The organism is Pseudomonas sp. NFX15 (assembly GCF_049132105.1).
Taxonomy (GTDB): domain Bacteria; phylum Pseudomonadota; class Gammaproteobacteria; order Pseudomonadales; family Pseudomonadaceae; genus Aquipseudomonas.
Window position 1 is genome coordinate 124,848 of sequence record NZ_JAFMPV010000013.1, and the last position, 25,490, is coordinate 150,337.

The following is a 25,490-nucleotide window of genomic DNA, read 5'->3' on the forward strand; positions in this document are numbered from 1 at the left end:
GCTGGCAGCCCTTATTGGAGGCTGCTGAATGAAAAAATTCTGTTGTGTGCTGCTGGCGCTGCTGCCGCTGACCGCGTTTGCTTACCCGATCGATGTACAGAAAAACCTCAACGGCATGAAGATCGACTTCGAAACCTTCGATGCCGACAGCGACATCGGCTCCATCCGAGTGGCCAACTACGGTGACGTCGATGCGAGTTGCAAAGCGGTTTTCAGCAATGGCCCGGAAGCACCGCGTACCCGCAAGCTCGATGTGCCCGCCGGCAAACACAAAAACGCCACCGCCAAATTCAGCCGCGACATCATCCGGCTGCGCATCGAGCTGAGCTGCACACCGAAATAACACTGCTTTTCTGTGGGAGCGAGCCTGCTCGCGAAGGCGTCGTGTCATTCACCCTTTATGTCGACTGACACGCCTCTTCGCGAGCAGGCTCGCTCCTACAGGGGCATGATGTGCTTATAAACGAATTTATTGATGGGTTATAGCAGTTATTTGCGCTTTTTCATCGATATGACTCTGTTTAACCTTCACTCCATCGCCCTACAGCATTCTCAGATGGAGGCTACATCCAATGTCCCGCGTTCTGATCATCGAAAGCAGTGCCCGTCAGCAAGACTCGGTGTCCCGTCAACTGACCCAGACCTTCATCAATCAGTGGAAAGCCGCTCACCCGAATGACCAGATCACCGTCCGTGACCTGGCCGTCAATCCGGTGCCGCACCTGGACATCAACCTGCTGGGTGGCTGGATGAAACCCGCCGAGCAGCGCAGCGACATCGAACAGGTTTCGCTGGAACGTTCCAACCAGTTGACCGATGAATTGCTCGCCGCCGATGTGCTGGTGATGGCCGCGCCGATGTACAACTTCGCGATCCCCAGTACCCTCAAAGCCTGGCTCGACCATGTGCTGCGTGCCGGTGTGACCTTCAAGTACACCGAGACCGGCCCGCAAGGCCTGCTCAGCGGCAAGCGAGCTTATGTGTTGACGGCTCGCGGTGGCATCTACGCTGGCAGCACCGCCGATCACCAGGAACCGTACCTGCGCCAGGTCATGGGCTTCATCGGCATCCACGACGTGACGTTCATCCATGCCGAAGGCATGAACCTGGGTGGCGACTTCCAGGAGAAAGGCCTGAACCAGGCAAACGCCCGGCTTTCACAAGTGGCCTGACCGGTTAATCGCCAGATAATCGCCGGATGGTCTAGTGACCTGGCGCAACCCTTCAAGCCTGTACGCGCATCGAACCTCCCTTCGCACTTGTTGCTCCTGAGTGCCCTGGCCCGATTGAACGCTTTAGCGAGATCGGGCTTTTTTTTGTCTGCATTTCCATGACGGCCACAACCCCTGTAGGAGCTAGCTTGCTAGCGAAGACGGCGTGTCAGATACATCGTTGTTGAAGTGCCGACGCTTTCGCTAGCAAGCTAGCTCCTACAGGGGGATGGGGGTTTTCCGATAGGTTTTGGGGATCGCGATTCAAGGCAAAACCCGCTATCGTCGCCGCCATTCGAAATGAGGCGAGCATGGGCTATCTACTTTTTGTCACGCTGATCCAGGCGTTTTCCTTCAGTTTGATCGGCGAATACCTGGCCGGTCATGTCGACAGCTACTTCGCGGTGCTGGTGCGGGTATTGCTGGCGGGATTGGTGTTCATTCCACTGACCCGCTGGCGCTCGGTGGAACCGGCGTTCATGCGCGGCATGCTGCTGATCGGCGCGTTGCAGTTCGGCGTGACCTACGTGTGCCTGTACCTGAGTTTCCGCGTATTGACGGTGCCGGAAGTGTTGCTGTTCACCATCCTCACGCCGCTGCACGTGACCCTGATCGAAGATGCGCTCAATCGTCGCTTCAACCCTTGGGCCCTGGTCGCGGCGCTGGTGGCGGTGACAGGAGCGGCGGTGATTCGCTTCGACCGGATCAACCCGGACTTCTTCATGGGCTTCCTGTTGCTGCAACTGGCCAACTTCACCTACGCCGCCGGGCAGGTGCTCTACAAACACCTGGTGGCGCGCCATCCAAGCGATCTGCCGCATTACCGGCGCTTCGGCTACTTCTATCTCGGTGCACTGGCGGTGGCGTTGCCGGCGTTCCTGCTGTTCGGCAAGCAGAACTTCCTGCCTGAAGCACCGTTGCAATGGGGCGTGCTGCTGTTCCTCGGCCTGGTCTCGACCGCTTTGGGGCTCTACTGGTGGAACAAAGGCGCGTGCCTGGTGAACGGCGGGACGCTGGCGGTGATGAACAACCTGCATGTGCCGGTAGGGTTGCTGATCAACTTGCTGATCTGGAACCAACATGAGGAACTGGGTCGGTTGTTGCTGGGTGGGGCAGTGATTTTGCTGGCGGTGTGGATCAGCCGGTTGGGTGTGCGCCAGCCATTGGCTACTCACTGACCCCGGGACAAGCCTAATCCCCTGTAAGAGCGAGCCTGCTCGCGATGGTGTATCAGCCACCATTGTGTCGACTGACACTCCATCGCGAGTAGGCCCGCTCCTACAGGGATTGATGTGATGCCCAGATTATTTCGGTGCCAATTGCCCCAGCAGAAACTCGATGAACGCCCGCGTCTTTTGCGGCACCCGTCGTGTTGACGAATACACCGCGTTGATCGTAATCGCCGGGGCCTGCCATTCGCACAGCACCGGTACCAGTCGCCCGGCCGCCAATCCATCCTCGACGATGAAGTCGGGCAGCAGGGCGATGCCCATGCCAGCCTCTGCGGCCTGGGCGAGCAGGTCACCGTTATTGGCGTGCAAAGGCCCGGTGACGTTCACCCTCTGGGTCTCCTTGCCATTGCACAGTTGCAAACTGACGCCGCTTTGCAAATACCCGTAGTTCAGGCATTGGTGGGCGCGCAGATCCTGCGGTGTCTGCGGGACACCTGCGCGTTCGAGATAGGCAGGGGACGCCACCATGATGCGCGGCGCGGGCGCCAGTTGCCGGGCGATCATGGTCGAGTCGGGCAGGCTGGCGATGCGAATGGTCACGTCAAAGCCGCCTCGCACGGGGTCAACCTGCTGGTCGCTGAGTACCAGTTGCAGTTCGATATTCGGGTGCTGCTCGTGAAACAACGGAATCAACGGCCCCAGTCGCCGTAGCCCGAACGACATCGGCGCATTGACCCGCAACACCCCGCGCAACTCGCCGATGCCGTCACGGGCGCGTTGTTCGGCCTCATCAAGGGCTGCCAAGACTTCACGCGCTGATTCGAAATACTCGGCCCCGGCTTCAGTCAGGTGCAGGCTGCGGGTGGTGCGTTGCAGCAATTGCACGCCAATGGCGTCTTCCAGCGCCTGAATCTGTTTACTGACTTTCGAGCGTGGCACGTCCATGGCCCGGGCAGCCGCCGCAAAGCCGTTTTCGCCGACCGTGACGACGAAGGCGCGCATGCATTCGATGCGATCCATGATTGTCCCTCTTTTGGAATCAATGATTCTCGATTTTAGGTAATTGTCCCTTTTGTCGCTAGCCCCTAAAGTGACATCCAAGCCGACGACAAAGCCACTCACGGCAAGGTCGACTCACCCAGACCTCATTCGAAATCATCGACATCAAAAGGAACGCGCCATGTCTATTCGTGAACTGCTCAACCCAACCAACTCCGCCCTGATCCTGATCGACCACCAACCGCAAATGGCTTTCGGCGTGCAGTCGATCGATCGCCAGACCCTGAAGAACAACACCGTGGGCCTGGCCAAGGCCGCCAAGATCTTCAACGTGCCGACCCTCTACACCTCGGTCGAATCCGAAAGCTTCAGCGGTTATATCTGGCCCGAGTTGCTGGCAGTACACCCGGAGCAAAAGCCGATCGAGCGCACCTCGATGAACTCTTGGGAAGACAAGGCGCTGGTCGATGCCGTGAAAGCCACCGGCCGTAAAAAGTTGGTCATTGCCGCACTGTGGACCGAGGTCTGCCTGACGTTCCCGGCCCTGGAAGCCCTGGCCGAAGGCTACGAGGTGTACATCGTCACCGACGCTTCCGGAGGCACCAGCAAGGAAGCCCACGACATGTCGGTACAACGGATGATTCAGGCCGGAGCGGTGCCGGTGACCTGGCAACAAGTGCTGCTCGAGTACCAGCGTGACTGGGCCCACAAAGAGACTTACGAGGCGGTGATGGAACTGGTGCTGGAACACAGCGGCGCATACGGCATGGGTGTGGATTACGCGTACACCATGGTGCACAACGCACCGCAGCGGCAGGTCAAGTAACACTGAAACTGAGCAATCCTTGTAGGAGCGGGCTTGCCCGCGAAGGCGGAGTGTCAGTCGACATCACTGTTGAATGACCTGGCGCGTTCGTGGGCAAGCCCGCTCCTACAGGTTTTTTGGGGGTTACATCATGCGTTTTTCGGCGACATCGGGCAGGTGGCTCGCGCCCAGCATCGCCGGCAATACCCCCGCCCGCAAATCCATGCCGCTCGGTTGCTGATACAGGTTCAACCCGAACTCCGGCAGCACGGCCAGCAGGTAATCGAAAATATCCCCCTGGATCCGCTCGTAGTCGGCCCATGCCGTTGTGCGGGTGAAGCAGTAGATCTCCAGCGGAATACCTTGGGCGGTGGTCTGCATCTGGCGGACCATGCAGGTCATGTTCGGCTGGATCCCCGGGTGGCTTTTCAGATAGGCCAATGCGTACGCACGGAAGGTGCCGATATTGGTCATCCGTCGACGGTTGGCCGACATCGCCGCGACGTTGCCCTGGGCTTCATTCCATGCCTTGAGTTCGGCCTGTTTGCGGCTCATGTAGTCGGTAAGCAAATGCACCTGGGACAACTTCAGCTCTTCGTCGTCACGCAGAAAGCGCACGCCGCTGGCGTCGATGAACAGGCTGCGCTTGATCCGTCGCCCGCCCGATTGCTGCATGCCGCGCCAGTTCTTGAACGACTCGGACATCAGGCGCCAGGTCGGGATCGAGACGATGGTCTTGTCGAAATTCTGCACCTTGACCGTGTGCAGCGTGATGTCCACCACATCGCCGTCGGCGCCGACTTGCGGCATTTCGATCCAGTCGCCGACACGCAGCATGTCGTTGCTGGTCAATTGCACGCTGGCGACGAACGACAGTAGCGTGTCCTTGTAGACCAACAGGATCACCGCCGACATGGCACCCAGCCCCGACAGCAGCAACAGCGGCGAGCGATCGATCAACGTGGCGACGATGATGATCGCGCCAAAGATGTACAGCATCATTTTCGCCAACTGCACGTAGCCTTTGATCGAGCGGGTGCGGGCGTGCTCAGTGCGGGCGTAGATGTCCAGCAGGGCATTGAGCAGGGCACTGACCGCCAGCAGCAAAAACAGAAACGTGAATGACAGCGCGACATTGCCGAGGAAGTTCAGGCTGGCTTTGCTCAGGCCCGGCACCAGGTTGAGGCCAAACTGGATCACCAGCGATGGCGTGATTTGCGCCAGGCGATGAAACACTTTGTTTTGCAGGAAATCATTGATCCAGTGCAGGGCCGGCTGGCGGCTGAGCATTTTGGTCCCGTGCAGAATGAGGTAGCGCGCCATCCGTCCGAGGAACAGTGCAATCGCCAGCAGCAGCAACAGCGACAGGCTGGTGTGCACGAGCGGGTGCTGGTCGAGGGCACCCCAAAGGTCCAGGACGTTGATCCAGAGCTGTTTGATATCCATGGTCAAAAACGATTCTTCTGTAAGGCGCGAGAGCGGATTAGAGCATTTAAGACGCTTTGTATTACGTTCGGGGAAAAATCAGGCAACAAAAAAGCAACTGTTTACCGCCATTTGCACAAAGAAACTCGGCCTGAGCGCTCGAAACCGTTACCCTATGCAGCTGTTTTTTTGCATTTCTTCGAGGTAGCACCCGTGTTTTCCCAATTCGCCCTGCACGAACGCCTGCTCAAAGCCGTGGACGAGCTTAAATTTGTCGAGCCTACGCCAGTGCAAGCCGCGGCCATTCCGCTGGCGCTCCAAGGGCGTGACCTGCGGGTGACGGCACAAACCGGTAGCGGCAAAACCGCTGCATTCGTCTTGCCGATCCTTAACCGTCTGATCGGTCCGGCGAAAATCCGCGTCAGCATCAAGACGTTGATCCTGTTGCCGACCCGCGAGCTGGCCCAGCAGACCTTGAAGGAAGTTGAACGCTTCTCGCAGTTCACCTTCATCAAGTCCGGCCTGATCACCGGCGGCGAAGACTTCAAGGTCCAGGCCGCGATGCTGCGCAAGGTGCCGGACATCCTGATCGGTACGCCGGGACGGATGATCGAGCAACTGAACGCCGGCAACCTCGACTTGAAAGAAGTGGAAGTGCTGGTGCTCGACGAAGCCGACCGCATGCTCGACATGGGCTTCGCCGATGACGTACAGCGCCTGGTCGACGAGTGCACCAATCGCCAGCAGACCATGTTGTTCTCGGCCACCACCGGCGGTTCGGGCCTGCGCGAGATGATCGCCAAGGTGCTGAACAACCCTGAGCACCTGCAGCTCAACGCGGTCAGCCAGCTGAACGAAACCACCCGCCAGCAAATCATCACCGCTGACCACAACCAGCACAAAGAGCAGATCGTCAACTGGCTGCTGGCCAACGAGACCTACCAGAAGGCCATCGTCTTCACCAACACCCGGGCCATGGCCGACCGTATCTACGGCCGCCTGGTGGCTCAGGAATACAAAGCGTTCGTGCTGCACGGCGAGAAAGACCAGAAGGATCGCAAACTGGCGATCGATCGCCTGAAGCAGGGCGGCGTGAAGATCCTGGTAGCCACCGACGTCGCCGCTCGCGGCCTGGACGTTGATGGCCTGGACCTGGTGATCAACTTCGACATGCCACGCAGCGGCGACGAATACGTACACCGTATTGGCCGTACCGGCCGCGCCGGCAACGATGGCCTGGCGATCTCGCTGATCTGCCACGGCGACTGGAACCTGATGTCGAGCATCGAGCGCTACCTCAAACAGAGCTTCGAGCGCCGCACCATCAAGGAAGTCAAAGGCACCTACGGCGGACCAAAAAAGGTCAAGGCCTCCGGCAAGGCCGTTGGCGTGAAGAAGAAAAAGACCGACGCCAAGGGCGACAAGAAGAAAACCGCCGCCAAGACCCCGACCAAGCGCAAGAGCGTCAACCGGCCGAAGAGCGATTCGCTGGTGAGCAAGGACGGCATGGCGCCACTCAAGCGCCGCAAGCCCGAAGCGCCAGCGGCTGAGTAAGTCGTTGTAAGCGACCCACGAAAAACCCGGACACTGTCCGGGTTTTTTATGCGTGGCGTAGATCAGCCTTCGGTTTTCTTCTCCGCGGTTCCCAGCTCCTTCAAGCGCTGGTCGATCAACTGGCATTTGTCAGGCAGGTCCTTGGCGGCGGTGCCGAGGTCCATTTTCTGCAGTTCGTCATTGATTTCCTTGGCCTTGGCCGGGTTCTGCTCGGTGAGCTTGGCGACTTGCTGGGCCAGTTGTTCGCGTTTGGCGGTGGCTTCCTCCGGCGTGCAGGCCCAGGCGGGCAGGGCACAGGCGAGGGTGGCGATGAGAGTGAACGTCAGCAATGGTTTCATGGGGTGGGCCTCAGGTCCGGTCAAGGCGGTTACCCGGTTGAACGCGCAAGCCAGGCGAAAGTTCATTCTCTGGGTTGAGCGGCGCCGCGATCAGTCTTTTACCGCGATACACATCTGCAGTTGCATCACGCCGGTCTTTTCATCGAAGGCTGCCTCCACCGGATAGCGTTCGAACCCCGGGCGTTGGTCGTACTCCAGGCCGCTTTGCGGCATCCATTGCGTGCACATTTCGCCCCAGGCCGCCGGAATCTCACTGGCTGGGCCTTTGAATTCGGCCACGGCGTAGCGCCCGCCGGGGAGGGTGGTCACGGCAAACGGGAACTGAGGTTCGAAATCGGCAGGTACTTCGACGCAGGCGTCGTAGCGGCAGTATTGGGCCGGTGTGGTGCTCGGGTCGTCGTGGCCGATGCCGTAGCGCACGCGGTTGAGCAGGTTGTTTTCGATCATCCACGGCGCCACGGTTTCGCGCCAGAAGGCACCGATGGCCGGGCCGTAGGGGCCGGTGTAGCGCAGGTAGGCGACACGGGCGGGGGGCAGGGTTTTTAGGGTGACGTTCATGATCTGGGCCTTGTTTTTATAGTCTGTGGTTGTTGCGTTGGCGGTTGGGGCCTCATCGCGGGCAAGCTTGCCCGCGATGGCCGCGCCGCGGAGTCAGCGTTAACCCCCCTGACAGCAGCTCGACTTTTCCTGTCCTTCATATTTGTCATGATGGCGCACCCACTCCATGATTTCGTCCTCGTTGCGGCCCTTGGGCGTCAGGTCGAGGTAGTTGTAGGCGCCGACCAGCATGTCCAGGCCGCGGGCATAAGTGGAGTACGTGTGGAAAATTTCGCCAGCGTCATTGCGATAAAACACGCTGAGGCCGGGGAGTTCTTCCTCGGCGCCGTCAGTTTTTTCGTAGTTGTAGGTAGCCGTTCCAGCGGCGACGTCTTCGGCACGGGCACTGACGCCGAAGTCGTAATTGAAGTCGCAGCCTGCTGACGACACCCAGTCAAACTTCCAGCCCATACGCTGCTTGAACGCCTGGAATTCGGTGAACGGTGCATGAGACACCGCCACCACCGCGATGTCGTGATGCGCCAAGTGCTGATTGGCCCCATCGATGTGGTCAGAAAGGAATGAGCAACCAGGGCATCCTTCGTCCCAGCCCTCGGCAAACATGAAGTGATAGATGACCAATTGACTGCGGCCACCGAAGAGGTCCGCCAGTTTCAACTCGCCCTTGGGTCCCTGGAAAGGGTAGTCCTTGTCGACTTTTACCCAAGGCAGGGCGCGGCGTTCGGCACTGAGCTTGTCCCGTGCCTTGGTGAAGGCCTTCTCACGGGCCAGGTGGTGTTGGCGGGCGGCGAGCCATTCTTCCCGCGACACGACGGGATGATTCTGGATGTTCATGCTGGTTTCTCCTGCATGGGGCGGGGAGGTGTCTTACACAGACTAGTCGCTCGACTCCCGTGGAATTCGACATGCCGCCGGTCGGTCGTCAGCCAATACCGGGCTGAACGGCTGCCGTGCGTACCGGTCACAACCTGTAAGGCCCTGGCAATTGCGCAGATATCAATCATACGGGCACCGGAGGTTGAATCAGGATGACGACTTACAACTGGGATCTAATCGAGCGCTTGTTGCACGAAGCGCAGAACAGTGCGGGCCACAGCTTCACGCCGCGACCCTACGCTGAACAGCATGCGGCGCAGAAGGCCGCCGAAGGCGAGCCAATCGAGAATCTCGATCATCTGAAAGCGGTGGCCGGCGAGTACGAAAAGCTGCTGCTGGAGCGAGGCTATATCGAACCACGGCCGGAGGATGAAGGCGGGACGGGCGCCAATTACATTTTGACGGCGCGGGGTTCGCGCTTGTTGAGCCTGCTCGACAGCAGCATCCCCGGCAACGACCATCCACGCCAGGTGCTCGATGAGCAGGACGATGCGCTGGATGAGATGACCTTCGATCAGTTGGCGTCGAAGGCGCAAATTGCCTGAAACGCTGTGATCCCCTGTAGGAGCGAGCCTGCTCGCGAAGGCGTAATGTCAGTCGCATCGATGTTGGATGTACGGGCGCTTTCGCGAGCAAGCTTGCTCCTACTGAGGGAGGGCGGCTTTCAGGCATTTCAGGTCACTGAAGTCCTTGCGCACCCCCTCGATCTTTTTCAGTAACCGCTCACGCTGGCTGGGTGTGCTTTGCGCCATCAAGTCGACGAATAACGAGCGCGCCTGGGCTTCCGTATTGGCGAAGGCCTGGCGATAGGTGGGTGTCCACAAACTCTCGCGATCGACCAGCAGTGTCTCGATGCGTTGTGGGAATTGTGGACTCTGACGTTGCGCAACGGCGGCGCTGAACTGCTTCTGCCAATGGATGCGGTTGGCGATCCATTGGGTGTTCTGGTCGCCCAAGGCGCCGGACCACGCGGCGACCCGCTGTTGCTGGGTGGTGCTCAGGGGGCCGAGCCAGTCGTTTAGTCGTTTTTCCATGCGCTCGCCACGTTCCTTGATCTGCTGGTCGAGAGATGGCTTGAGGTATTCCTCCTGGCGTTTGCGCTGGTCCTTGGCGAAGGCCTCGTTCATTTCGGCGACCTGCTTGTCATCCAGACCTTGCAACAACTCGATGGCTGATGGCGTGATTTCCCGGGCGGTCTCGGCGATGGCCTGTTCGGCTTCGCGGGTGCGGGCCTGTAAGGCGGCATCAGTGACTTGGTTAGTCGCGATCATGGTTTGCAGGCGGTCCAGCCAATCGAGGTAGCCGGGCAATTGCGTGGTGCAGTGCCAGCTCAGGTGATCCTTCAGGCGTTCGTTGAGCCAGCTTTTTTGCTCGCCGTTCATGTCCAGGTAGTCGCTGAGCGTCCATGGGATGATCACGTCGAGGTTACGGTAGGCCAGGCCCATGCGGCTGCAGGCGCCTAGGGCGAGGGCGACGGTCAGCACAAAGGCGACGTGTTTTAACCAGCGAGACATGGGCGAATCCTTGCGAAAGCCGGCTTTCGGCGGCTGATGCTCATGTGAACCCGGCAGGGGCCCGGCAGTTCAGCCCATCAATAGAATGCGCGTTCAGCCTTCAGGGTGACCAGCCCGTCGCACTGGCTGTTGTGCCCGGAGTAGGCCGAGCAACTGCTGCCGCCCAGGTTCGAGTCACTGTAGATCAGGTCAAGGTCGATCCCCATGAATGGGCGCGACAGTTTCAGCGACCAGTCGGTAAAACTGCCGACATAGCCGCCATCCACCGACACGGGTGTGTTGAGTTGGTGGGTGGTGTATTTGAGGCTGATGCCGACACCGAACGGTTGATTGCCGCTCAAGTCAGCGAACAGAGTGCTGTTCTGTTTGTCCGGGTCATTGCTGAAGGCAATGCCGAAGCGACTGCCGAGCAAGGTCAGGCCGCCGAACAATTCCTGACTGGCGGGGGTTGTGACTTCGGGGTAGCTGTAGCGAATCAGGCCCACTTCGTAGCCGAGGGTCTGGTCGAAGGGTTGTTTGAAGCCTGCGTAGGTATCAATCTCGAGGTCTTTTCCCGGGCTGATGCCGGCACTCGGCGACCATTGGCCGAAGTAAAAGCCACTGTCGTGGCTCAGGTCCAGGCCACCGTGGAACGAGCCGACGGCCGATGGTTTGACCAGGCCTTGGGCCATGCTGCGGGTAGGCGTGGTGCCGAGTTTGAGGTCGAAGTCGCCCAACTCGCGCTGAAAGATCTGTGCATGGGCGACAGGGCACGCCAACAAGCTGCCGAGCAATGCCAATAGATAGAAAGGTTTGAACATGCGTCACTCCATGAACCGCGAGGGCAGGCTGCTGAGCCTGCTGAAACGCTTGATCCAGACGCGTGCAAGGATACCGGCGAATGATCGGCAATGAGGGCCGTTCGTCGATTTTTCGATTTTATGGGGGATGCGGGGGGAACGAGGGTTCCAGTCCAAGCGCTTCGAAGCTCAAAGCGCTTTGGGACCAGTTGTTACACAGGGATTACTTTTTGCCCAGGGTGATCTGCTTGGACGGGCCGAATGTCTGGCCGCTGACGCCTTTGGCAATTTGCTGGATTTCACCGCCGGACTTGAGGAACGCAGCGATTTGGCTGTTGATCGACTCGCTGGTTTCGACGGCTGGAGCTGGCTTTGCTTTGCTGGTGGATGCTTTTACGCGCATGGCGGCCATTAACCTGTAGAAAATTAACTTGGCCAGGCATCGTACAGGAATTACCTGATAATTGCTTGGCAAATATCCCTTCGTGATATCTGGCGGGACGGGCTAACTAGTCGTTGGCAATTATCCGAAATAGGCGTCTAACCTGCTGTTTTAACTAAGAACATGACTGCCGCAAATATCGCGATCGGCTGGCTTGGGTGTGGCGTAAATGCCCGGATCGGTCTGACGAGCGGCGAGATGCCCGGCGCAATCCACGGAAAATAAGGGCTTTGAGCGGAAATTTCTCGCGTCACCGGGCCGGGTGCCGAACGCGCGGCTTAAAACCGGGTAGAATGCCGCCACGCAATGAGGGTATTGGACATGGCTTTAGTCGGGCGTTACAACAGTTTACAAGTGGTTAAACACACTAACTTCGGTTTATATCTGGACGGTGGCGCGGACGGCGAAATCCTTCTGCCTAATCGTTATATTCCAAAAGATATTCCCAGCGAAGATGAAGACTGGCTCAACGTTTTTATTTATCTGGACAGCGATGACAAGCTCATCGCAACGACTGAAAAGCCGAAAGTTCAAGTCGGTGAATTCGCCAGTTTGAAAGTTGTTGAAGTTAACAGCATTGGGGTTTTCCTGGATTGGGGGTTGCCTAAAGACCTGTTGCTGCCGTTCTCCGAAGAGAAACGCCAGATGACGGCAGGCGAATATGTGGTCGTGCATGTCTACCTCGACAAACACACCCGCCGCATTACCGCGACCGCGCGCCTGGACCGCTACCTGGACAAGACGCCGGCCAACTACACTGCTGGCCAGGAAGTGGATTTGCTGGTGGCCGAAGCCACCGACATGGGTTTCAAGGCGATCATCAACAACAAGCATTGGGGCCTGATCCACAAGAACGAAATCTTCAAGTTCATGCGCGCCGGTAAAGAAGAGAAGGGCTTCATCAAGGAAGTTCGTGCCGACGGCAAGATCAGCCTGAGCCTGCAACCGGTCGGCCAGGAAGCAGCCACCAGCCTGAACTCGAAGATCCTCGCCAAGCTGCGCGAGAACAACGGCACTCTGCCGGTCAGCGACAAAAGCGACCCGGCGTTAATCAGTAGCCTGTTTGGTGTCAGCAAGGGCAACTTCAAGAAGGCCATCGGTGCGTTGTACAAGAACGGCCAGATTGTCATTCATGCCGATCGTATCGAACTGAGTTGATTGCCTGGCAATAGGGCAAGGATGGCGCCCGCAGAGAAGTGAAGGTCTCTGACAGGCGGTATTTTCTGGCCATTTGGTTAATAATCGACAGCCTCATTTTTCGCCCCGCTCGTTCTGTGCAAGCAGTCGTCCGGGGCTTTGTTTTGACTGCCGAGTGTCTGCCATGAAATGCGTGATCGAGGTGTTCCGGTGAGTGCCGCCCGGCGCAGTACCGACGGGTTTGCCCTGCAAGTAATGGTTGGCTTGTGCCTGGTCTGGGGCATTCAGCAAGTGATGATCAAATGGGCGGCGGCCGATATCGCGCCGGTGATGCAGGCGGCCGGACGCTCTGGCCTGTCGGCTGTGCTGGTCGGGCTGTTGCTCTGCTGGAAGGGCGGTTGGAACCAGGTGGGCACGACCTGGCGCGGTGGCCTGCTGGCCGGTGGCTTGTTCGCGCTGGAGTTTTTCTTCATATCCGAAGGCCTGCAACTGACCACGGCGGCGCACATGTCGGTGTTCCTCTACACCGCGCCGATCTTCACCGCTTTAGGTGTGCACTGGTTGCTGCCCAGCGAACGCTTGCGACCGTTGCAATGGCTGGGAATTGCCCTGGCCTTTGTCGGGATTGCCATTGCGTTTGCCGGTGGGGTGTCCTGGGACAACCTTGATCACCGCATGTTGTTGGGCGACGCCCTGGGTGTGCTGGCGGGTGCGGCTTGGGGCGCGACCACGGTGGTGGTGCGCGCCTCTCGCCTGTCGGAAGCGCCGGTGACCCTGACGTTGTTCTATCAATTGATCGTCGGTTTCTTCGGCTTGCTGCTGATTGCACTGCTCAGCGGCCAGGTCACCCATGTCAGCCTGACTCCTGTGGCGGTGGCCAGTGTGCTGTTCCAAGGCCTGGTCGTGTCGTTCTTCAGTTATCTGGTGTGGTTCTGGTTGCTGCGCCGTTACCTGGCGGCGAACCTTGCGGTGTTTTCCTTCATGACGCCATTGTTCGGCGTCACGTTCGGTGTGCTGCTGCTGGACGAAAAACTGACGCTGAACTTCATCGTCGGCGCGGTGCTGGTGTTGGCCGGTATCACGTTTGTCAGCGCTGAGCAGTGGCTGCGCCGTCGTTTGCGCACGGCCCTCGGGCAGCGTTGAGCGGAGCGAGCAACAAGCCGCCGGCGATCAGCAGGCCACAGCCGGCAACCACCAGTGCTGGCTGCAAACCGCCACTGAAATGACTGCTCAGCGCCGCCAGCAAGGGGCCGCTGAGCTGGCCCACGGCAAAGCACGCCGTCAGCAGCCCGGCATTGCGTTGGGTGGCGTGGGGGGCCAACTCCCGGGAACGCTGCATCACCAGTTGCATGCAGGCCAGGAACGGCGCGCCGCACAGGATCACGCCCAAGGCCAGGCCAGGCCCGTTACCCAGCAGGCAGGCGAACACACCAGCCGCTTGCAGCCATAACGTCGCCATCAGCCAGTGCCGCGTGGCGCCGGGCCTTTGTCGACGCAGACTCACCAGCACCACGCCGGTTGCCGCTGCCAGGCCAAAGCACGGCCAGAACAAATCGGCCTGCCATTGGCCATGGAATTGCGCATTGGCCATCTGCGACAAAAAGGTCGCCGGAATGATGTAGCCCAAACCGTACAAGGCGTAGATCAAGCCCAGGCGACCGATGCCTTGAGTGTCTGACCCATTGGCGCTGGGCGCAGCTGTCGCGGTGGCGGCCGGTTGTGGCAGGAACGGCAGGATCCCCAACAACATCGCCAACCCGACAGCGGCGTACACCAGCCACAGGGTGGCGGAGGTCTGGCCCAGCAGGTTCGAGCCGAGGGCCAGTAAACCGGTGAGGAAAATCCCCAGGCCCGGTCCGGCGAACACCAGGGCACCCAGTCGAGGGCGCCCGGCCGCGGCCGCAAGTGGCTGGCTCAGCGCGGTGATCATCACCAGCACCCATGCACTGGCCACACCGGTGCCGAAACGCAGCAGCAGGTGCGACCAAAAGCCATTGGCCCAGAACGACGCCAGGGTCAGCAATACGCAGAGCCACAGGCCACCGAGCAAACGCCGACGCACTTGCGCGGGGCGCCGGGAAAACATGGCGTCCACCGCGCCGATGAAATAGCCGAGATAATTGGCGGCGGCAATCAGCCCGGCGGCGGTCAGGTCGATCTGGCCTTCGCTGAGCAAATGCGGGAGTTGCGGGGTCAGGGCAAAGCGGCCGATGCCCATGGCCATCATCAGTGCAACGAAACTGGCGGATAGGCGAATCAAGGGAGACATGGTCTGGAATCCGTTAGGAGGATCAATGACCGTCAGGCTAGGACTGATTGACTTTCTTTAAAAATGAATAATAGTGAGTAACTTGTTCTTTTTTGGAGAATGTCGTGGAGTTCAGCCAATTACGCATCTTCCAGGCCGTCGCCAAGGAAGGGTCCATCACCCGGGCCGCTGAACGGCTGCACCGTGTACCGTCGAACCTGTCGACCCGGCTTAAGCAACTGGAAGAGCAACTGGGTGTAGAACTCTTCCTGCGCGAACGTCAGCGCTTGCAGTTGTCACCTGCGGGAAAAGTCCTGCTGGACTACACCGCCAAGCTGTTTGCCTTGCGCGACGAAGCCAGTGCGGCGGTGCAGGGCGGGCAACCGGCGGGCGACTTCGTGCTTGGCACCATGTACAGCACGGCGGCGATTCATTTGCCCGGGCTGTTGGCGCGCTATCACCGTTTGTATCCGGCGGTGAACCTGCAGGTGCAGTCCGGCCCCAGCGGGGAATTACTCGAGGGCCTGCTCACCGGCCGGCTCGATGCGGCGCTGGTGGATGGTCCCATGGAACTGGCCGGGCTCGACGGTGTGCCCTTGTGCGATGAGCGCTTGGTGCTGATCAGCGAAGCCGACCATCCGCCGGTGCGCAGCGCGCTGGATGTGGAGGGCCGGTCGGTGTTCACTTTTCGCCAGGGCTGCTCCTACCGCATGCGTCTGGAAGCCTGGTTCGCTCATGATCATGCGGCCATGGGCCGGGCGATGGAGATCGAGTCCTATCCGGGCATGCTGGCTTGTGTGATTGCAGGTTCCGGCGTGGCGCTGATGTCGGAATCGATGCTCGCCAGCCTGCCGGGCCGCGAGAGTGTGGCGGTGCACCCGCTGGCCGAGCCGTTTGCCAGCGCGACCACCTGGTTGATGTGGCGCAAGGGTATGGTCGGCGCGAACCTGAATGCCTGGATCGAGCAGCAGCAGGCGGTTTTTCCGCCGGCACCAGTGCAGGCGCAGGAAATTGCCTGAACATTGCCTGATTGTGATGGATTCAGTAACAGATCATTGCGACTTTGCGCGAGCATTGCGTAGGACTTCGGACTATTATCAGTGCGAAGGGGCGGCGCAATTTTGGCCGCTCGGCACTACCCTGAAGGGGGCACCATGAAAGATAAAATCCAAAACTGGCTGCATGACCTGGGCGTCGCACTGGGTTTGATCGAACCGCCTCTGCAACCTGTGCCTATTCGTACTGACGACGAACAGCGTCGGCGCCAGCAGCGACGCCGGTAATGGCTGACGCACCTGACTGATGAAGGTCTTGTTGTGTTGCAGGGGGCTTGCTGTGGCGAGGGAGCTTGCTCCCGCTGGGCTGCGAAGCGGCCCCATATAGTCACTGATCACCAGCAGATCATTTGATAGCAGGTTTTGCGACTGCTGCGCAGTCGAGCGGGACAGAGCGGCGTTCCGACAAGCTCCCTCGCCATAAAAGGCGATACCTGCACTTGGCCTCAATGCCGCCCAATCTCCAACAAAAACCGGCTCAAATCATTTGCCGTCCTGGCGGTCTTGAGCATCAGGTCTTCCTCGGCAGTAAACGCCGTCACCCCCAGCTCATCTTCCAGATGGAAGATCAGTTCTTCGATATCTTCCTTGTCCAATCCCAACTGCGCCAGGCTGGCGTTGTCGTCGAAGTCATCCCGGCCTTCCAGCAGGCGGCTGATGTAGCGATGCACGACGGCACGGACGGCGGCTTTTTTCATGAGCGTTCTTCGGAGCGCGAGTGGTTGTTCTCCCTGCCGGTGAAGTCCTGCCCTTGAGTACAGCAGGCTTCAGCCGTGCGAGCGCTGCCATTGGTCAATCATGTTGCGCAAGTGCTCGCCGGAGAAACTGCTGAAATGCCCGCCATGCACCGTACGGATCGACAGCGCCTGCAAGCGTTGCAGACTGCGGGCGTAATCATCGAGGTCGGAGTGGTAGGCGTCTTCGATCAGCGGACCGTCGTAGATGATGTCGCCGCTGAACAGCGTTTCGGTCGCGGCTTCGTACAGGCAGATACCGCCCGGCGAGTGGCCCGGGGCGTGCACGACCTGCAGCACCCGATTGCCCAGGTCCAGCACATCGCCATCCTCGACAAACCCCGTGGCCGGCGCGGCCTTGACCCGGTATTGGGCATAGCACAGCGGGCAATCGGGGTGCGCTTCGAACATGTCGTCGCCGACGAAAGCCTTGCTCAGGTCGTTGTCGCCATCCGGTGCGGCGAGAATGTCCGCTTCGGCTGGGTGCACCAGGCGTTCGGCGAATTCATGGTGACCGGCGATGTGATCGAAATGGCAGTGGCTGGCCACGGCCACCAGCGGTCGTTCGGTGATCCACGGCAGTTGCTCGCGCAGGCTGACCAGGCCCGAGCCGCTGTCCAGCAGCAGGTCCTTGTCACGGCCCTGGATGTGCCAGAGGTTGCAGCGGTAGAACGGGCGAATGTACGGCTCGTGAATCAGGCGGATGCCATCACTGAGGTGTTTGACTTCGAACCATTGATCGCGAGAAACAATCTTCATGAAAGGTTTTCTCCAGGCGAAAAAAAACGGGTGTGGCAACCGACGCCACACCCGTCGAAGAAAGCATCAAGTCGTTATGTTCAGCTTAGGCAGCGCTGGCCAGGGTCGCTGGGCGACGGGACATCAGGCTGACCACGACAAAGCTCACCAGACCGACGGCCAGGCTGTAATAGATCGGGCTGTTGGCGTCCAGGCCATCCTTGAACATGAACAGCAGCGCGGTGGCGAAGCCCATGCCCATGCTGGCGATAGCGCCGGCAGTGGTGGCGCGTTTCCAGAAGATCGCACCGATCAGCGGGATCAGCATGCCGCCTACCAGCAGGTTATACGCCAGGGTCAGGGCACTGATCACGTCGTTCACGACCAGCGCGATACCGAGCACCACAATACCGGTCAGCATGGTGACCAGGCGGTTCAGGCCCAGGCTCGACTGTTTACCGCCGCGCAGTTTCGGCAGCAAGTCTTCGGTCAGGGTGGTGGCAGCGGCGAGCAAGCCGGCGCTGGCGGTGGACATCATGGCGGCCAGTGCAGCGGCGATCACCAGGCCACGAATACCGTCCGGCAGGGACAGCTTCACGATAGCGGCGAAGGCGTTGTTGACGTTATCCAGGTCCGGGATCAACACGTGAGCGGCCATACCGATCAGGGCGCAGGCCAGACCGTAAACGATGCAGTAGATACCGGCAGCCGTACCGGCCACCTGAGCCACTTTAGCGGTCTTGACGGTGAACACCCGTTGCCAGATGTCCTGACCGATCAGGATGCCGAAGAAGTAGATCATGAAGTAGGTGATGATGGTGTCCCAACCGATGGTGGTGAAGCTGAAGGCGGTTGCCGGCAGTTTCAATACCAACTCATCCCAGCCGCCAACGCGGTACAGGCAGATCGGCAACAGGATGAACATCAGGCCAACGGTCTTGATGATGAACTGGACGATGTCGGTCAGGGTCAGGGACCACATGCCGCCGATGGCCGAGTAGATCACCACGACACCACCGCCGAGCAGGATGGACACCCAGAATGGCAGGCCGAACAGCACTTGCAAGACGGTGCCGATCGCCAGGATCGAAACCACGCCGATCATCAGCGCGTAGGCCAGCATGATGATCGCGCTCGCGGAGCGGGCCATCGGGTTGTAGCGTTTTTCCAGCACCTGGGTAACGGTGTAGATCTTCAGTTTCAGCAGCGGCTTGGCCAGGAACAGGTTCAGCGCCACGATCCCGCAACCCAGTGCGGCACACAGCCAGAAACCGGAGATGCCATGTACGTAGCCCAGACGCACGGTGCCCACGGTGGACGCTCCGCCCAAGACCGTGGCCGCCATGGTGCCCATGTACAGGCTTGGGCCCAGGTTACGACCAGCGACCAAAAAGTCTTCGTTGGTCTTGGCCTTGCGCATGCCGTAGTAGCCGAGTAGCAGCATCGCGGCGGCGTAGATGAGTACGACGAATAAATCCAAAGCCATGATGGCGTGTCTCCGATTGTCTTTTTTATGTGAGGCTAAAAATCAAACCCTGTGGTGCCACCAATCCCTGTGGGAGCGGGCAAGCCACGCTCCCACAGGTGAAGTGTTCGCCATAGGTCGGTGCGTTAAATCAGGCGACTTGTCGCATCGCCGGTTTAGCGAGCGAATCCGTGCTCTTGCTGCGAGGGTCGTTCGGGCCGAATACTTCGCGCGGTTCCGGGAACAGGCTCAGCAGCGCCAGGTACACCAGCGACGCCAGGCCCAGAGTCACAGGCAGGCTGATGTCGATGCCACCGGCCATTTCGCCCAGTGGGCCGACAAACTGACCCGGCAGGTTCACGAAGCACAGGCCCACGGCCGCGCTCGGGATCCAGGCACCCAGGCCACGCCAGTTCCAGCCGTGGGTGAACCAGTAACGGCCACCTTGCTCGCCACGGGTGAACACTTGCAGGTCATCCGGGCAGTAGAAGCCGCGACGCACCAGCAGGCCGATGATCATGATCACCATCCATGGCGTGGTGCAGGTGATGATCAGCACGGCGAAGGTCGACACGCTCTGCACCAGGTTGGCGGCGAAGCGCCCGATGAAGATGAAGGCAATCGACATCACGCCGATCAGCAGCGTTGCTTTCACTCGCGACAGCACCCGTGGGAACACGCTGGACATGTCCAGGCCCGTGCCATAGAGCGAGGTGGTGCCGGTGGACATGCCGCCGATCACCGCGATCAGGCACACCGGCAGGAAGAACCAGCTCGGCGAAACAGCCAGCAGGCCGCCCACGTAGTTGTTGGCGGCGATGTAGTCCGGCGCCTTGATCGCGACGATGGTCGCGGTGGCCAGGCCGAACAGGAACGGGATAAAGGTCGCGATCTGCGAAATCACCACGGCGGCCATGATGCGCCGCTTGGAGGTGTCACGCGGAATGTAGCGCGACCAGTCGCCGAGGAACGCACCGAAGGAAATCGGGTTGCTCATCGCCACCAGCGCAGCACCGATGAACGCCGCCCAGAAACCAGGCTGGCCCATGTTCACGGTACCGGCGTAGTTTGCATCGAAAGGACCGGCGAAGGCGAAGATGCCCAGCAGGAACAGCAGGCTGGCACTCCACACCGCGATCTTGTTGACCCACAACAGGAAGCGGAAGCCATAGATGCACACGGTCAGTACCAGGACCGCGAACAGACCGTAGGCCAGGCCCAGGGTCAGGTCGGTTTCCGGCAGGCCGATCAGGCGTTTGGCGCCACCGATCAGCGCATCACCCGAGCTCCACACCGAGAGCGAGAAGAACGCGATGGCGGTCAACAGCGACAGGAACGAACCAACGATCCGCCCATGCACGCCGAAGTGTGCGCCGGAAGACACGGCATTGTTGGTACCGTTGATCGGGCCGAACAGGCCCATTGGTGCCAAGATCAGCGAACCGAGCAACACGCCCAGCACAATCGCCCAGACGCCGGCCTGGAAAGACAAGCCGAACAGTACCGGGAAGCTGCCGAGGACGGCGGTGGCAAAGGTGTTGGAACCACCGAAGATCATCCGGAACAAGTCCGTCGGGCCGGCGGTGCGTTCGTTGTCCGGGATCTGTTCGACCCCGTGGGTTTCAATTTGCGTAAGGCTTTGGTCTTTGTTGTTGTTATTCATGATCAGCTCCGATCATAAAGGCGCGCTCATCGTGCGTGAGCGTCACCTGTATTGGCTAAGGGGTTGGCAGCCCTTGCGGCATGGCCGACAAATGTTCATGGCAGGCCAGCCATAGGCCTTGTTGTTCTTGGCCAGACGCTTGTTTCTTGAAAACAATCGTCTCGCGCTCCTGGCTGAAGTGTTGCTCCCCTTGCATGCGCAACTCGGTGGCCACGTCATGGATGAAAATCGCCACGTCACCCTGCAGGCTGACGAATGCGTTGCTTGAGGTGCACGAGAGCACCTCGAAGCCATCCTCCGAGCGCCAGCCGTCCCACATCGCCTGATAGGCGTCGCGCGACAGCAGCGGCTGTTCGAGGGTGTAGAAGACGAAGCTGGCATCGGCGCTGAACGCGCCGAAGTAGGCTTCGCGATCGTTACTGGCAAAAGCGGCCACCAGATCGGCGGCGGCCTTCAAAACCTGATCACGGTCATTCATGGCCAATCCTCAGCGGTGGACCACGCCAGGCAGTACGCAGAGCATTTCGTACAGCAGGTTGGCGGCCAGCAGCGAGGTGTTGCCGGTGGTGTCGTAAGCGGGCGAGACTTCTACCAGATCGCAGCCCACCAGGTCGAGGCCTTGGCAACCGCGAACGATCTCGATCGCCTGAATGGTCGTCAGGCCACCGATTTCCGGGGTGCCGGTGCCTGGAGCCCAGGCCGGGTCGATGCCGTCGATGTCGAAGCTGAGGTACACCGGGCCGCCACCGACTTTCTCGCGGACTTCAGCCATCAGCGGCGCCAGCGACTTGTGCCAGCACTCTTCGGCCTGAACCACGCGGAAGCCCTGGTTGCGGCTCCAGTTGAAGTCGTCAGCGGTGTAGCCCTGGGCACGCAGGCCGATCTGCACGACGCGGTCCGGATCCAGCAGGCCTTCTTCGACGGCGCGACGGAAGGTGGTGCCGTGGGCGATTTTCTCGCCAAACATGTGATCGTTCACATCGGCGTGGGCATCGATGTGCACCAGGCCGACCTTGCCGTGCTTTTTATGGATGGCACGCAGGATCGGCAGGGTGATGGTGTGGTCGCCGCCCAGCGTCAGCGGGATCACGTTGTGTTCAAGGATGTCGTCGTAGGCTTCTTCGATGATGCGTACGGCGTCCAGCAGGTTGAACGTGTTGATGGCCACGTCGCCGATGTCGGCCACCGACAGCGAGTCGAACGGTGCAGCACCGGTCGCCATGTTGTAAGGACGGATCATCACCGATTCGGTGCGGATGTCACGAGGCCCGAAGCGGGTGCCCGGACGCAACGAAGTACCGATGTCCAGCGGCACGCCTACGAAGGCAGCGTCCAGGCCGGCAGCGGTATTGAGGTGGGGGAGTCGCATCATGGTGGCGATGCCGCCGAAGCGCGGCATTTCGTTGCCGCCCAGTGGTTGGTGAAGAATCTTGTCCACGGGTAGGGCCTCATCGTCGTTTGTTTTATTTATGTCGGTTGCGCCGCTCACGGGAGGTACGGGCACCGGTTTGGGCGGATTCTGCGAAATGTAGTGACCGGGAAGAATCGCTACGGGCAAATACTTAGTTCAGATTTTTCTAAACTAATGGGGCGCAGGGGATTAGACTTTACGTCGCAGTTGATGGGGTGTGTCGAAGGGCCTATTCGCTGGCAAGCCAGCTCCTACAGGTTTTGTCGCGTGCAGCATCATCTGTAGGAGCTGGCTTGCCAGCGAAGGCGGCCGCATGATCGCCACCCGTCTGACCCTACACTGATCGGAGTTCTCACATTCCATGGCCAACGCTTTACCCGACCTGAAACTATTGCGCATCTTCGTCAGCGTGGTACGCCATCAGGGGTTTGCCAATGCCCAGCAAGCGCTCAATCTCTCGACGTCGGCCATCAGCACCTACATGAGCCAGCTCGAGGCAGCCCTCGGCCTGGTGTTGTGTCATCGCGGCCGGGGTGGTTTCAGCCTGACCAGCAAGGGCGAGCTGTTCCATCAGGAAACCCTGCGCCTGTTGGGCGAACTCGAAGGTTTCGAGCAGTACGCTGCCGCGCTCAAAGGCGAGTTGCGCGGGACCTTGAATCTCGGGGTGATCGACTCCACTGTCAGCGACAAGGCCCTGCCGTTCGCCGAAGCCATTGGCGCGTACAGCCAGGAACACCCAGCTGTGCACTTGCACCTGTCGGTGATGAGCCCTTACGAATTGCAACTCGGCGTGCAGGACAACCGTCTCGACCTGGCCATCGGCGCGTTTTCCACGCGCATGAGTGGGTTGGTGTACATGCCGCTGTACCGTGAACAACACTGGTTGTATTGCAGCACGCGGCATCCGCTGTTCAACGAACGGCGCATCCCCGAGCAAGTGATTACCCAGCAGCGCATGGTCGGACGTGGCTACTGGAGCCAGGCGGAACTGGCGCGTCACGGCTTCAAACACAGCGCAGCGACCGTGGAAAGTATGGAGGCGCAGTTGATTCTGGTGCTGTCCGGCGCCTACATCGGCTACCTGCCGGAGCATTACGCTCAGGCCTGGGCCGACAAGGGCGACTTGCGGGTATTGCTGCCGGCAACCTTTGGTTATCAGGCACCGTTTTCGATGATTGTGCGCCGGGGCCGCAGCCGCGAGCCGCTGATCCAGACCTTCCGTGATTTGCTTAAAGCCCAACTGAACCAGGCCTGAGAAGATGTCCAGAATCCAATGCCCGCGCTGCCTGCGCCCGCAAAGTCACTGCCTTTGCCCTTTGATTCCGAGGCTCGACAGCCGCACCCGGGTGTTGCTGTTGCAGCATCCGAGCGAGGTGAACCATGCGCTGAACACCGCGCGCTTGGCGGCGCTGGGCTTGAACAATGCCGAGTTGATCGTAGGTGAAGTGTTCGAAGACTTGCCGAGTTTGCTCGATCAGCCAGGCTATCAGGCGCGGTTGTTGTTTCCCGGTGACGATGCACAGCCGATGCAGGCTTACGCGGCCACCGATGAACCGATGTTATTGGTGGTCCCGGATGGCACCTGGCGCAAGGCGCGCAAAATGTTGCACCTCAATCCGTTATTGGCGGGGTTGCCGAGGGTGACGCTGGCCGAGGGCGGTGTGTCTCGCTATCGACTGCGCAAGGCACCGGGGCCTGGGGCGTTGTCGACGGTGGAGGCGATTGTGCAGGCGCTGGAAACCCTGGAGGCACCGAAGACCTTTGCGCCTTTATTGAGGCCGTTCGAAGCGTTGATCGAGGGGCAGATTGCGGCGATGGGGGAGGAGGTTTTTCAGCGTAATTATGGTTTGAAATAATCGGTGTTTTTATGGCCCCTTCGCGGGCAAGCCCGCTCCCACAGTGTCCGATGTGCGCACAAAATCTGCGAACACCACTAAACCTGTGGGAGCGGGCTTGCCCGCGAAGGCGGCCTTTCAGCCACCACAACTTTCAACTAAATGCCTACCGCTCGCGCATCGCCTCGGTCCGCGCTTTCAACACCGGCTTGAGCAAGTAATCCAGCACCGTTTTCTCCCCGGTAATGATGTCCACCGTGGCCACCATCCCCGGGATGATCAGCAGCGGTTTGACGTCACCGCCCAAATGGTTTTTATCGGTGCGTACCTGAATCAGATAGAAGCTGTTGCCCTTGTCGTCGGTGATGGTGTCGGCACCGATCAGTTCCAGCTTGGCGCTCAAGCCCCCGTAGATCGTGTAGTCGTAGGCACTGAACTTGACCATGGCCTTCTGGCCCGGATGCAGGAACGCAACGTCTTGCGGGCGGACCTTGGCTTCGATCAGCAGGTTGTCTTCCAGGGGCACGATTTCCACCATGTCACTGCCCGGCTGGACCACGCCGCCGATGGTGTTGACCTTCAGCACCTTGATGATGCCGTGAACTGGCGAGACCACCGTGGTGCGGGTCACGCGATCGTCGATGGCGATGCTCGATGCCGTGATTTTCGACAGGTCGGTGCGTTTGTCATTCAGCTCCTTGGCGGCTTCCGAGCGGAAGGTTTGTTCCGACTCGTCGATTTTGCTTTTGATCTCGTTGATCGCCGATTCGGCCCTGGGAATGGCCAGGGTCGTGGCGTCCAGAGAGCCGCGAATCTCCACCGCGCTGCGTTTGAGCCGGAGGATTTCCACCGGAGAAACGGCGCCAGTGCCGACCAGTGGCGTGGACATGTTCATCTCCTGTTGCAGCAGGGCCAGGCTGGAGCTGAATTGCCCCTGCTTGGAGCGGAACTCCGCCAGTTCCTGGGTTTTTTGCCGAAGTTGTTCACTCAGCGTCCGTTGCTCGCTGGCCAGCCTGCGTTGCCGCTGGTCGTAAAGTGCGCGCTCGTCTTCAGCCACTTGTGGCGCCTTGCTGATGACCTCTTCTGACAGCTTGAGCGGCTGGCCTTCGGCTTCCGCCTCCAGCCGTTCGACCTTCGCGGTCAGTGCATAGCGGTCGGCCTCGCTTTCGCCCTTGTTCGACAGGTAGCGGGTGTCATCCAGGCGCAGCAGGGTGTCGCCCTTGTTCACCATTTGCCCTTCGCGGACGAAAATCTCGGTGACGATGCCGCCCTCCAGGTTCTGGATCACCTGGACCTTGCTCGACGGAATCGCCTTGCCTTCGCCCATGGTCACTTCCTGCAACACGGCGAACCGGGCCCAGACCAGTGCGCTGATCAGCAGTGCCGCAGCCAGCCACACGGTGATGCGCGACCAGCGCGGAGAGTCCTGCAACGAGGCGCCGGCGGTTTCCGGCATGAACTCGGTTTCGGCACTCTTGTTGAAACTGTCGAAGTAGCCACGGGATCCTTGATCGGCAGACATGGGCGACTC

General features: G+C 59.9%; 28 protein-coding genes. 12 read left to right on the forward strand and 16 right to left on the reverse strand.

The window, feature by feature from the left end:
• Window positions 1-28 precede the first annotated feature (28 nt).
• The 3 genes from J1D76_RS15980 to J1D76_RS15990 all read left to right on the forward strand — a co-directional run bounded on the left by J1D76_RS15980 (window position 29) and on the right by J1D76_RS15990 (window position 2,389).
• A complete protein-coding gene (locus tag J1D76_RS15980; RefSeq protein ID WP_421139209.1) occupies window positions 29-343 on the forward strand; it encodes a 3-phosphoglycerate kinase in 315 nt (104 codons plus the stop codon).
• 229 nt (window positions 344-572) lie between these two features.
• Window positions 573-1,172 carry an FMN-dependent NADH-azoreductase gene (locus J1D76_RS15985; protein ID WP_421139210.1) on the forward strand — a complete coding sequence of 200 codons (600 nt, stop codon included), beginning with the start codon at window positions 573-575 and terminating at the stop codon, window positions 1,170-1,172.
• Between the two features lie 350 nt (window positions 1,173-1,522).
• Window positions 1,523-2,389 (forward strand): carboxylate/amino acid/amine transporter, encoded by an 867-nt coding sequence (locus J1D76_RS15990; RefSeq protein WP_421139211.1) that lies wholly within the window; start codon window positions 1,523-1,525, stop codon window positions 2,387-2,389.
• 126 nt (window positions 2,390-2,515) lie between these two features.
• Here J1D76_RS15990 and J1D76_RS15995 read toward each other — a convergent pair whose 3' ends face one another.
• Window positions 2,516-3,403 (reverse strand): LysR substrate-binding domain-containing protein, encoded by an 888-nt coding sequence (locus tag J1D76_RS15995; protein ID WP_421139212.1) that lies wholly within the window; start codon window positions 3,401-3,403, stop codon window positions 2,516-2,518.
• A gap of 160 nt (window positions 3,404-3,563) precedes the next feature.
• On the opposite strand from J1D76_RS15995, the gene J1D76_RS16000 reads away from it, so the two are divergent.
• The gene (locus J1D76_RS16000) at window positions 3,564-4,208 is read left to right on the forward strand and encodes a hydrolase (RefSeq protein ID WP_421139213.1); all 645 of its coding nucleotides are present in this window, start codon (window positions 3,564-3,566) and stop codon (window positions 4,206-4,208) included.
• A gap of 123 nt (window positions 4,209-4,331) precedes the next feature.
• Here the strand turns inward: J1D76_RS16000 and J1D76_RS16005 are convergent, their stop codons facing one another.
• Entirely contained in the window at window positions 4,332-5,633 is a 1,302-nt protein-coding gene (locus J1D76_RS16005) for a mechanosensitive ion channel family protein (RefSeq protein WP_421139214.1), read from the reverse strand.
• 192 nt (window positions 5,634-5,825) lie between these two features.
• Here J1D76_RS16005 and J1D76_RS16010 point away from each other — a divergent pair, with 192 nt between their 5' ends.
• Window positions 5,826-7,166 carry a DEAD/DEAH box helicase gene (locus J1D76_RS16010; RefSeq protein ID WP_421139215.1) on the forward strand — a complete coding sequence of 447 codons (1,341 nt, stop codon included), beginning with the start codon at window positions 5,826-5,828 and terminating at the stop codon, window positions 7,164-7,166.
• A gap of 62 nt (window positions 7,167-7,228) precedes the next feature.
• On the opposite strand, the gene J1D76_RS16015 is transcribed toward J1D76_RS16010, so the two are convergent.
• From J1D76_RS16015 to J1D76_RS16025, 3 genes are all read right to left on the reverse strand, one after another.
• Entirely contained in the window at window positions 7,229-7,504 is a 276-nt protein-coding gene (locus J1D76_RS16015; protein WP_421139216.1) for a hypothetical protein, read from the reverse strand.
• Between the two features lie 90 nt (window positions 7,505-7,594).
• Window positions 7,595-8,062, reverse strand: coding sequence for an AraC family transcriptional regulator (locus J1D76_RS16020; RefSeq protein WP_421139217.1), 468 nt, complete (start codon window positions 8,060-8,062; stop codon window positions 7,595-7,597).
• A 99-nt stretch (window positions 8,063-8,161) separates the two neighbouring features.
• Entirely contained in the window at window positions 8,162-8,896 is a 735-nt protein-coding gene (locus J1D76_RS16025) for a DUF899 domain-containing protein (protein ID WP_421139218.1), read from the reverse strand.
• 194 nt (window positions 8,897-9,090) lie between these two features.
• Between J1D76_RS16025 and J1D76_RS16030 the strand changes: the two genes are divergently transcribed.
• Complete coding sequence (locus tag J1D76_RS16030) at window positions 9,091-9,483, forward strand: transcriptional regulator (protein WP_421139219.1); 393 nt, start codon at window positions 9,091-9,093, stop codon at window positions 9,481-9,483.
• 99 nt (window positions 9,484-9,582) lie between these two features.
• Here the strand turns inward: J1D76_RS16030 and J1D76_RS16035 are convergent, their stop codons facing one another.
• From J1D76_RS16035 to J1D76_RS16045, 3 genes are all read right to left on the reverse strand, one after another.
• A complete protein-coding gene (locus J1D76_RS16035) occupies window positions 9,583-10,452 on the reverse strand; it encodes a DUF6279 family lipoprotein (protein ID WP_421139220.1) in 870 nt (289 codons plus the stop codon).
• Window positions 10,453-10,529: 77 nt separating this feature from the next.
• Entirely contained in the window at window positions 10,530-11,252 is a 723-nt protein-coding gene (locus J1D76_RS16040; RefSeq protein WP_421139221.1) for a TorF family putative porin, read from the reverse strand.
• A gap of 202 nt (window positions 11,253-11,454) precedes the next feature.
• Entirely contained in the window at window positions 11,455-11,643 is a 189-nt protein-coding gene (locus J1D76_RS16045; RefSeq protein ID WP_015096330.1) for a hypothetical protein, read from the reverse strand.
• 351 nt (window positions 11,644-11,994) lie between these two features.
• Here J1D76_RS16045 and J1D76_RS16050 point away from each other — a divergent pair, with 351 nt between their 5' ends.
• Together J1D76_RS16050 and J1D76_RS16055 are read left to right on the forward strand one after the other, a co-directional pair.
• Window positions 11,995-12,831, forward strand: coding sequence for a S1 RNA-binding domain-containing protein (locus J1D76_RS16050; RefSeq protein WP_421139222.1), 837 nt, complete (start codon window positions 11,995-11,997; stop codon window positions 12,829-12,831).
• Between the two features lie 189 nt (window positions 12,832-13,020).
• On the forward strand, window positions 13,021-13,953 hold the full coding sequence (locus J1D76_RS16055; RefSeq protein ID WP_421139239.1) for a DMT family transporter: 933 nt from the start codon (window positions 13,021-13,023) through the stop codon (window positions 13,951-13,953).
• Here the strand turns inward: J1D76_RS16055 and J1D76_RS16060 are convergent.
• Entirely contained in the window at window positions 13,898-15,079 is a 1,182-nt protein-coding gene (locus J1D76_RS16060) for an MFS transporter (protein WP_421139223.1), read from the reverse strand. The genes J1D76_RS16055 and J1D76_RS16060 overlap by 56 nt on opposite strands.
• A gap of 104 nt (window positions 15,080-15,183) precedes the next feature.
• Between J1D76_RS16060 and ptrR the strand changes: the two genes are divergently transcribed.
• Together ptrR and J1D76_RS16070 are read left to right on the forward strand one after the other, a co-directional pair.
• Complete coding sequence (gene ptrR, locus J1D76_RS16065) at window positions 15,184-16,077, forward strand: putrescine utilization regulator PtrR (RefSeq protein WP_421139224.1); 894 nt, start codon at window positions 15,184-15,186, stop codon at window positions 16,075-16,077.
• Between the two features lie 135 nt (window positions 16,078-16,212).
• Entirely contained in the window at window positions 16,213-16,341 is a 129-nt protein-coding gene (locus J1D76_RS16070) for a PA1414 family protein (RefSeq protein ID WP_421139225.1), read from the forward strand.
• 218 nt (window positions 16,342-16,559) lie between these two features.
• Here J1D76_RS16070 and J1D76_RS16075 read toward each other — a convergent pair whose 3' ends face one another.
• From J1D76_RS16075 to speB, 6 genes are all read right to left on the reverse strand, one after another.
• A complete protein-coding gene (locus J1D76_RS16075; RefSeq protein ID WP_421139226.1) occupies window positions 16,560-16,811 on the reverse strand; it encodes an acyl carrier protein in 252 nt (83 codons plus the stop codon).
• Window positions 16,812-16,880: 69 nt separating this feature from the next.
• Window positions 16,881-17,606: an MBL fold metallo-hydrolase gene (locus tag J1D76_RS16080; protein WP_421139227.1), complete on the reverse strand. Its 726-nt coding sequence runs from the start codon at window positions 17,604-17,606 to the stop codon at window positions 16,881-16,883.
• An 85-nt stretch (window positions 17,607-17,691) separates the two neighbouring features.
• A complete protein-coding gene (locus J1D76_RS16085) occupies window positions 17,692-19,071 on the reverse strand; it encodes a sodium:solute symporter (RefSeq protein WP_421139228.1) in 1,380 nt (459 codons plus the stop codon).
• Window positions 19,072-19,201: 130 nt separating this feature from the next.
• Window positions 19,202-20,713 carry a purine-cytosine permease family protein gene (locus J1D76_RS16090; RefSeq protein ID WP_421139229.1) on the reverse strand — a complete coding sequence of 504 codons (1,512 nt, stop codon included), beginning with the start codon at window positions 20,711-20,713 and terminating at the stop codon, window positions 19,202-19,204.
• Window positions 20,714-20,768: 55 nt separating this feature from the next.
• Window positions 20,769-21,191 (reverse strand): YybH family protein, encoded by a 423-nt coding sequence (locus tag J1D76_RS16095; protein WP_421139230.1) that lies wholly within the window; start codon window positions 21,189-21,191, stop codon window positions 20,769-20,771.
• 9 nt (window positions 21,192-21,200) lie between these two features.
• Window positions 21,201-22,151, reverse strand: coding sequence for an agmatinase (gene speB, locus J1D76_RS16100; protein ID WP_421139231.1), 951 nt, complete (start codon window positions 22,149-22,151; stop codon window positions 21,201-21,203).
• A gap of 334 nt (window positions 22,152-22,485) precedes the next feature.
• Here speB and J1D76_RS16105 point away from each other — a divergent pair, with 334 nt between their 5' ends.
• Window positions 22,486-23,379, forward strand: coding sequence for a LysR family transcriptional regulator (locus J1D76_RS16105; protein ID WP_421139232.1), 894 nt, complete (start codon window positions 22,486-22,488; stop codon window positions 23,377-23,379).
• Between the two features lie 4 nt (window positions 23,380-23,383).
• Window positions 23,384-23,980, forward strand: coding sequence for a tRNA-uridine aminocarboxypropyltransferase (locus J1D76_RS16110; RefSeq protein WP_421139233.1), 597 nt, complete (start codon window positions 23,384-23,386; stop codon window positions 23,978-23,980).
• 145 nt (window positions 23,981-24,125) lie between these two features.
• Here the strand turns inward: J1D76_RS16110 and J1D76_RS16115 are convergent, their stop codons facing one another.
• The gene (locus J1D76_RS16115) at window positions 24,126-25,481 is read right to left on the reverse strand and encodes an HlyD family type I secretion periplasmic adaptor subunit (RefSeq protein WP_421139234.1); all 1,356 of its coding nucleotides are present in this window, start codon (window positions 25,479-25,481) and stop codon (window positions 24,126-24,128) included.
• Window positions 25,482-25,490 lie beyond the last annotated feature (9 nt).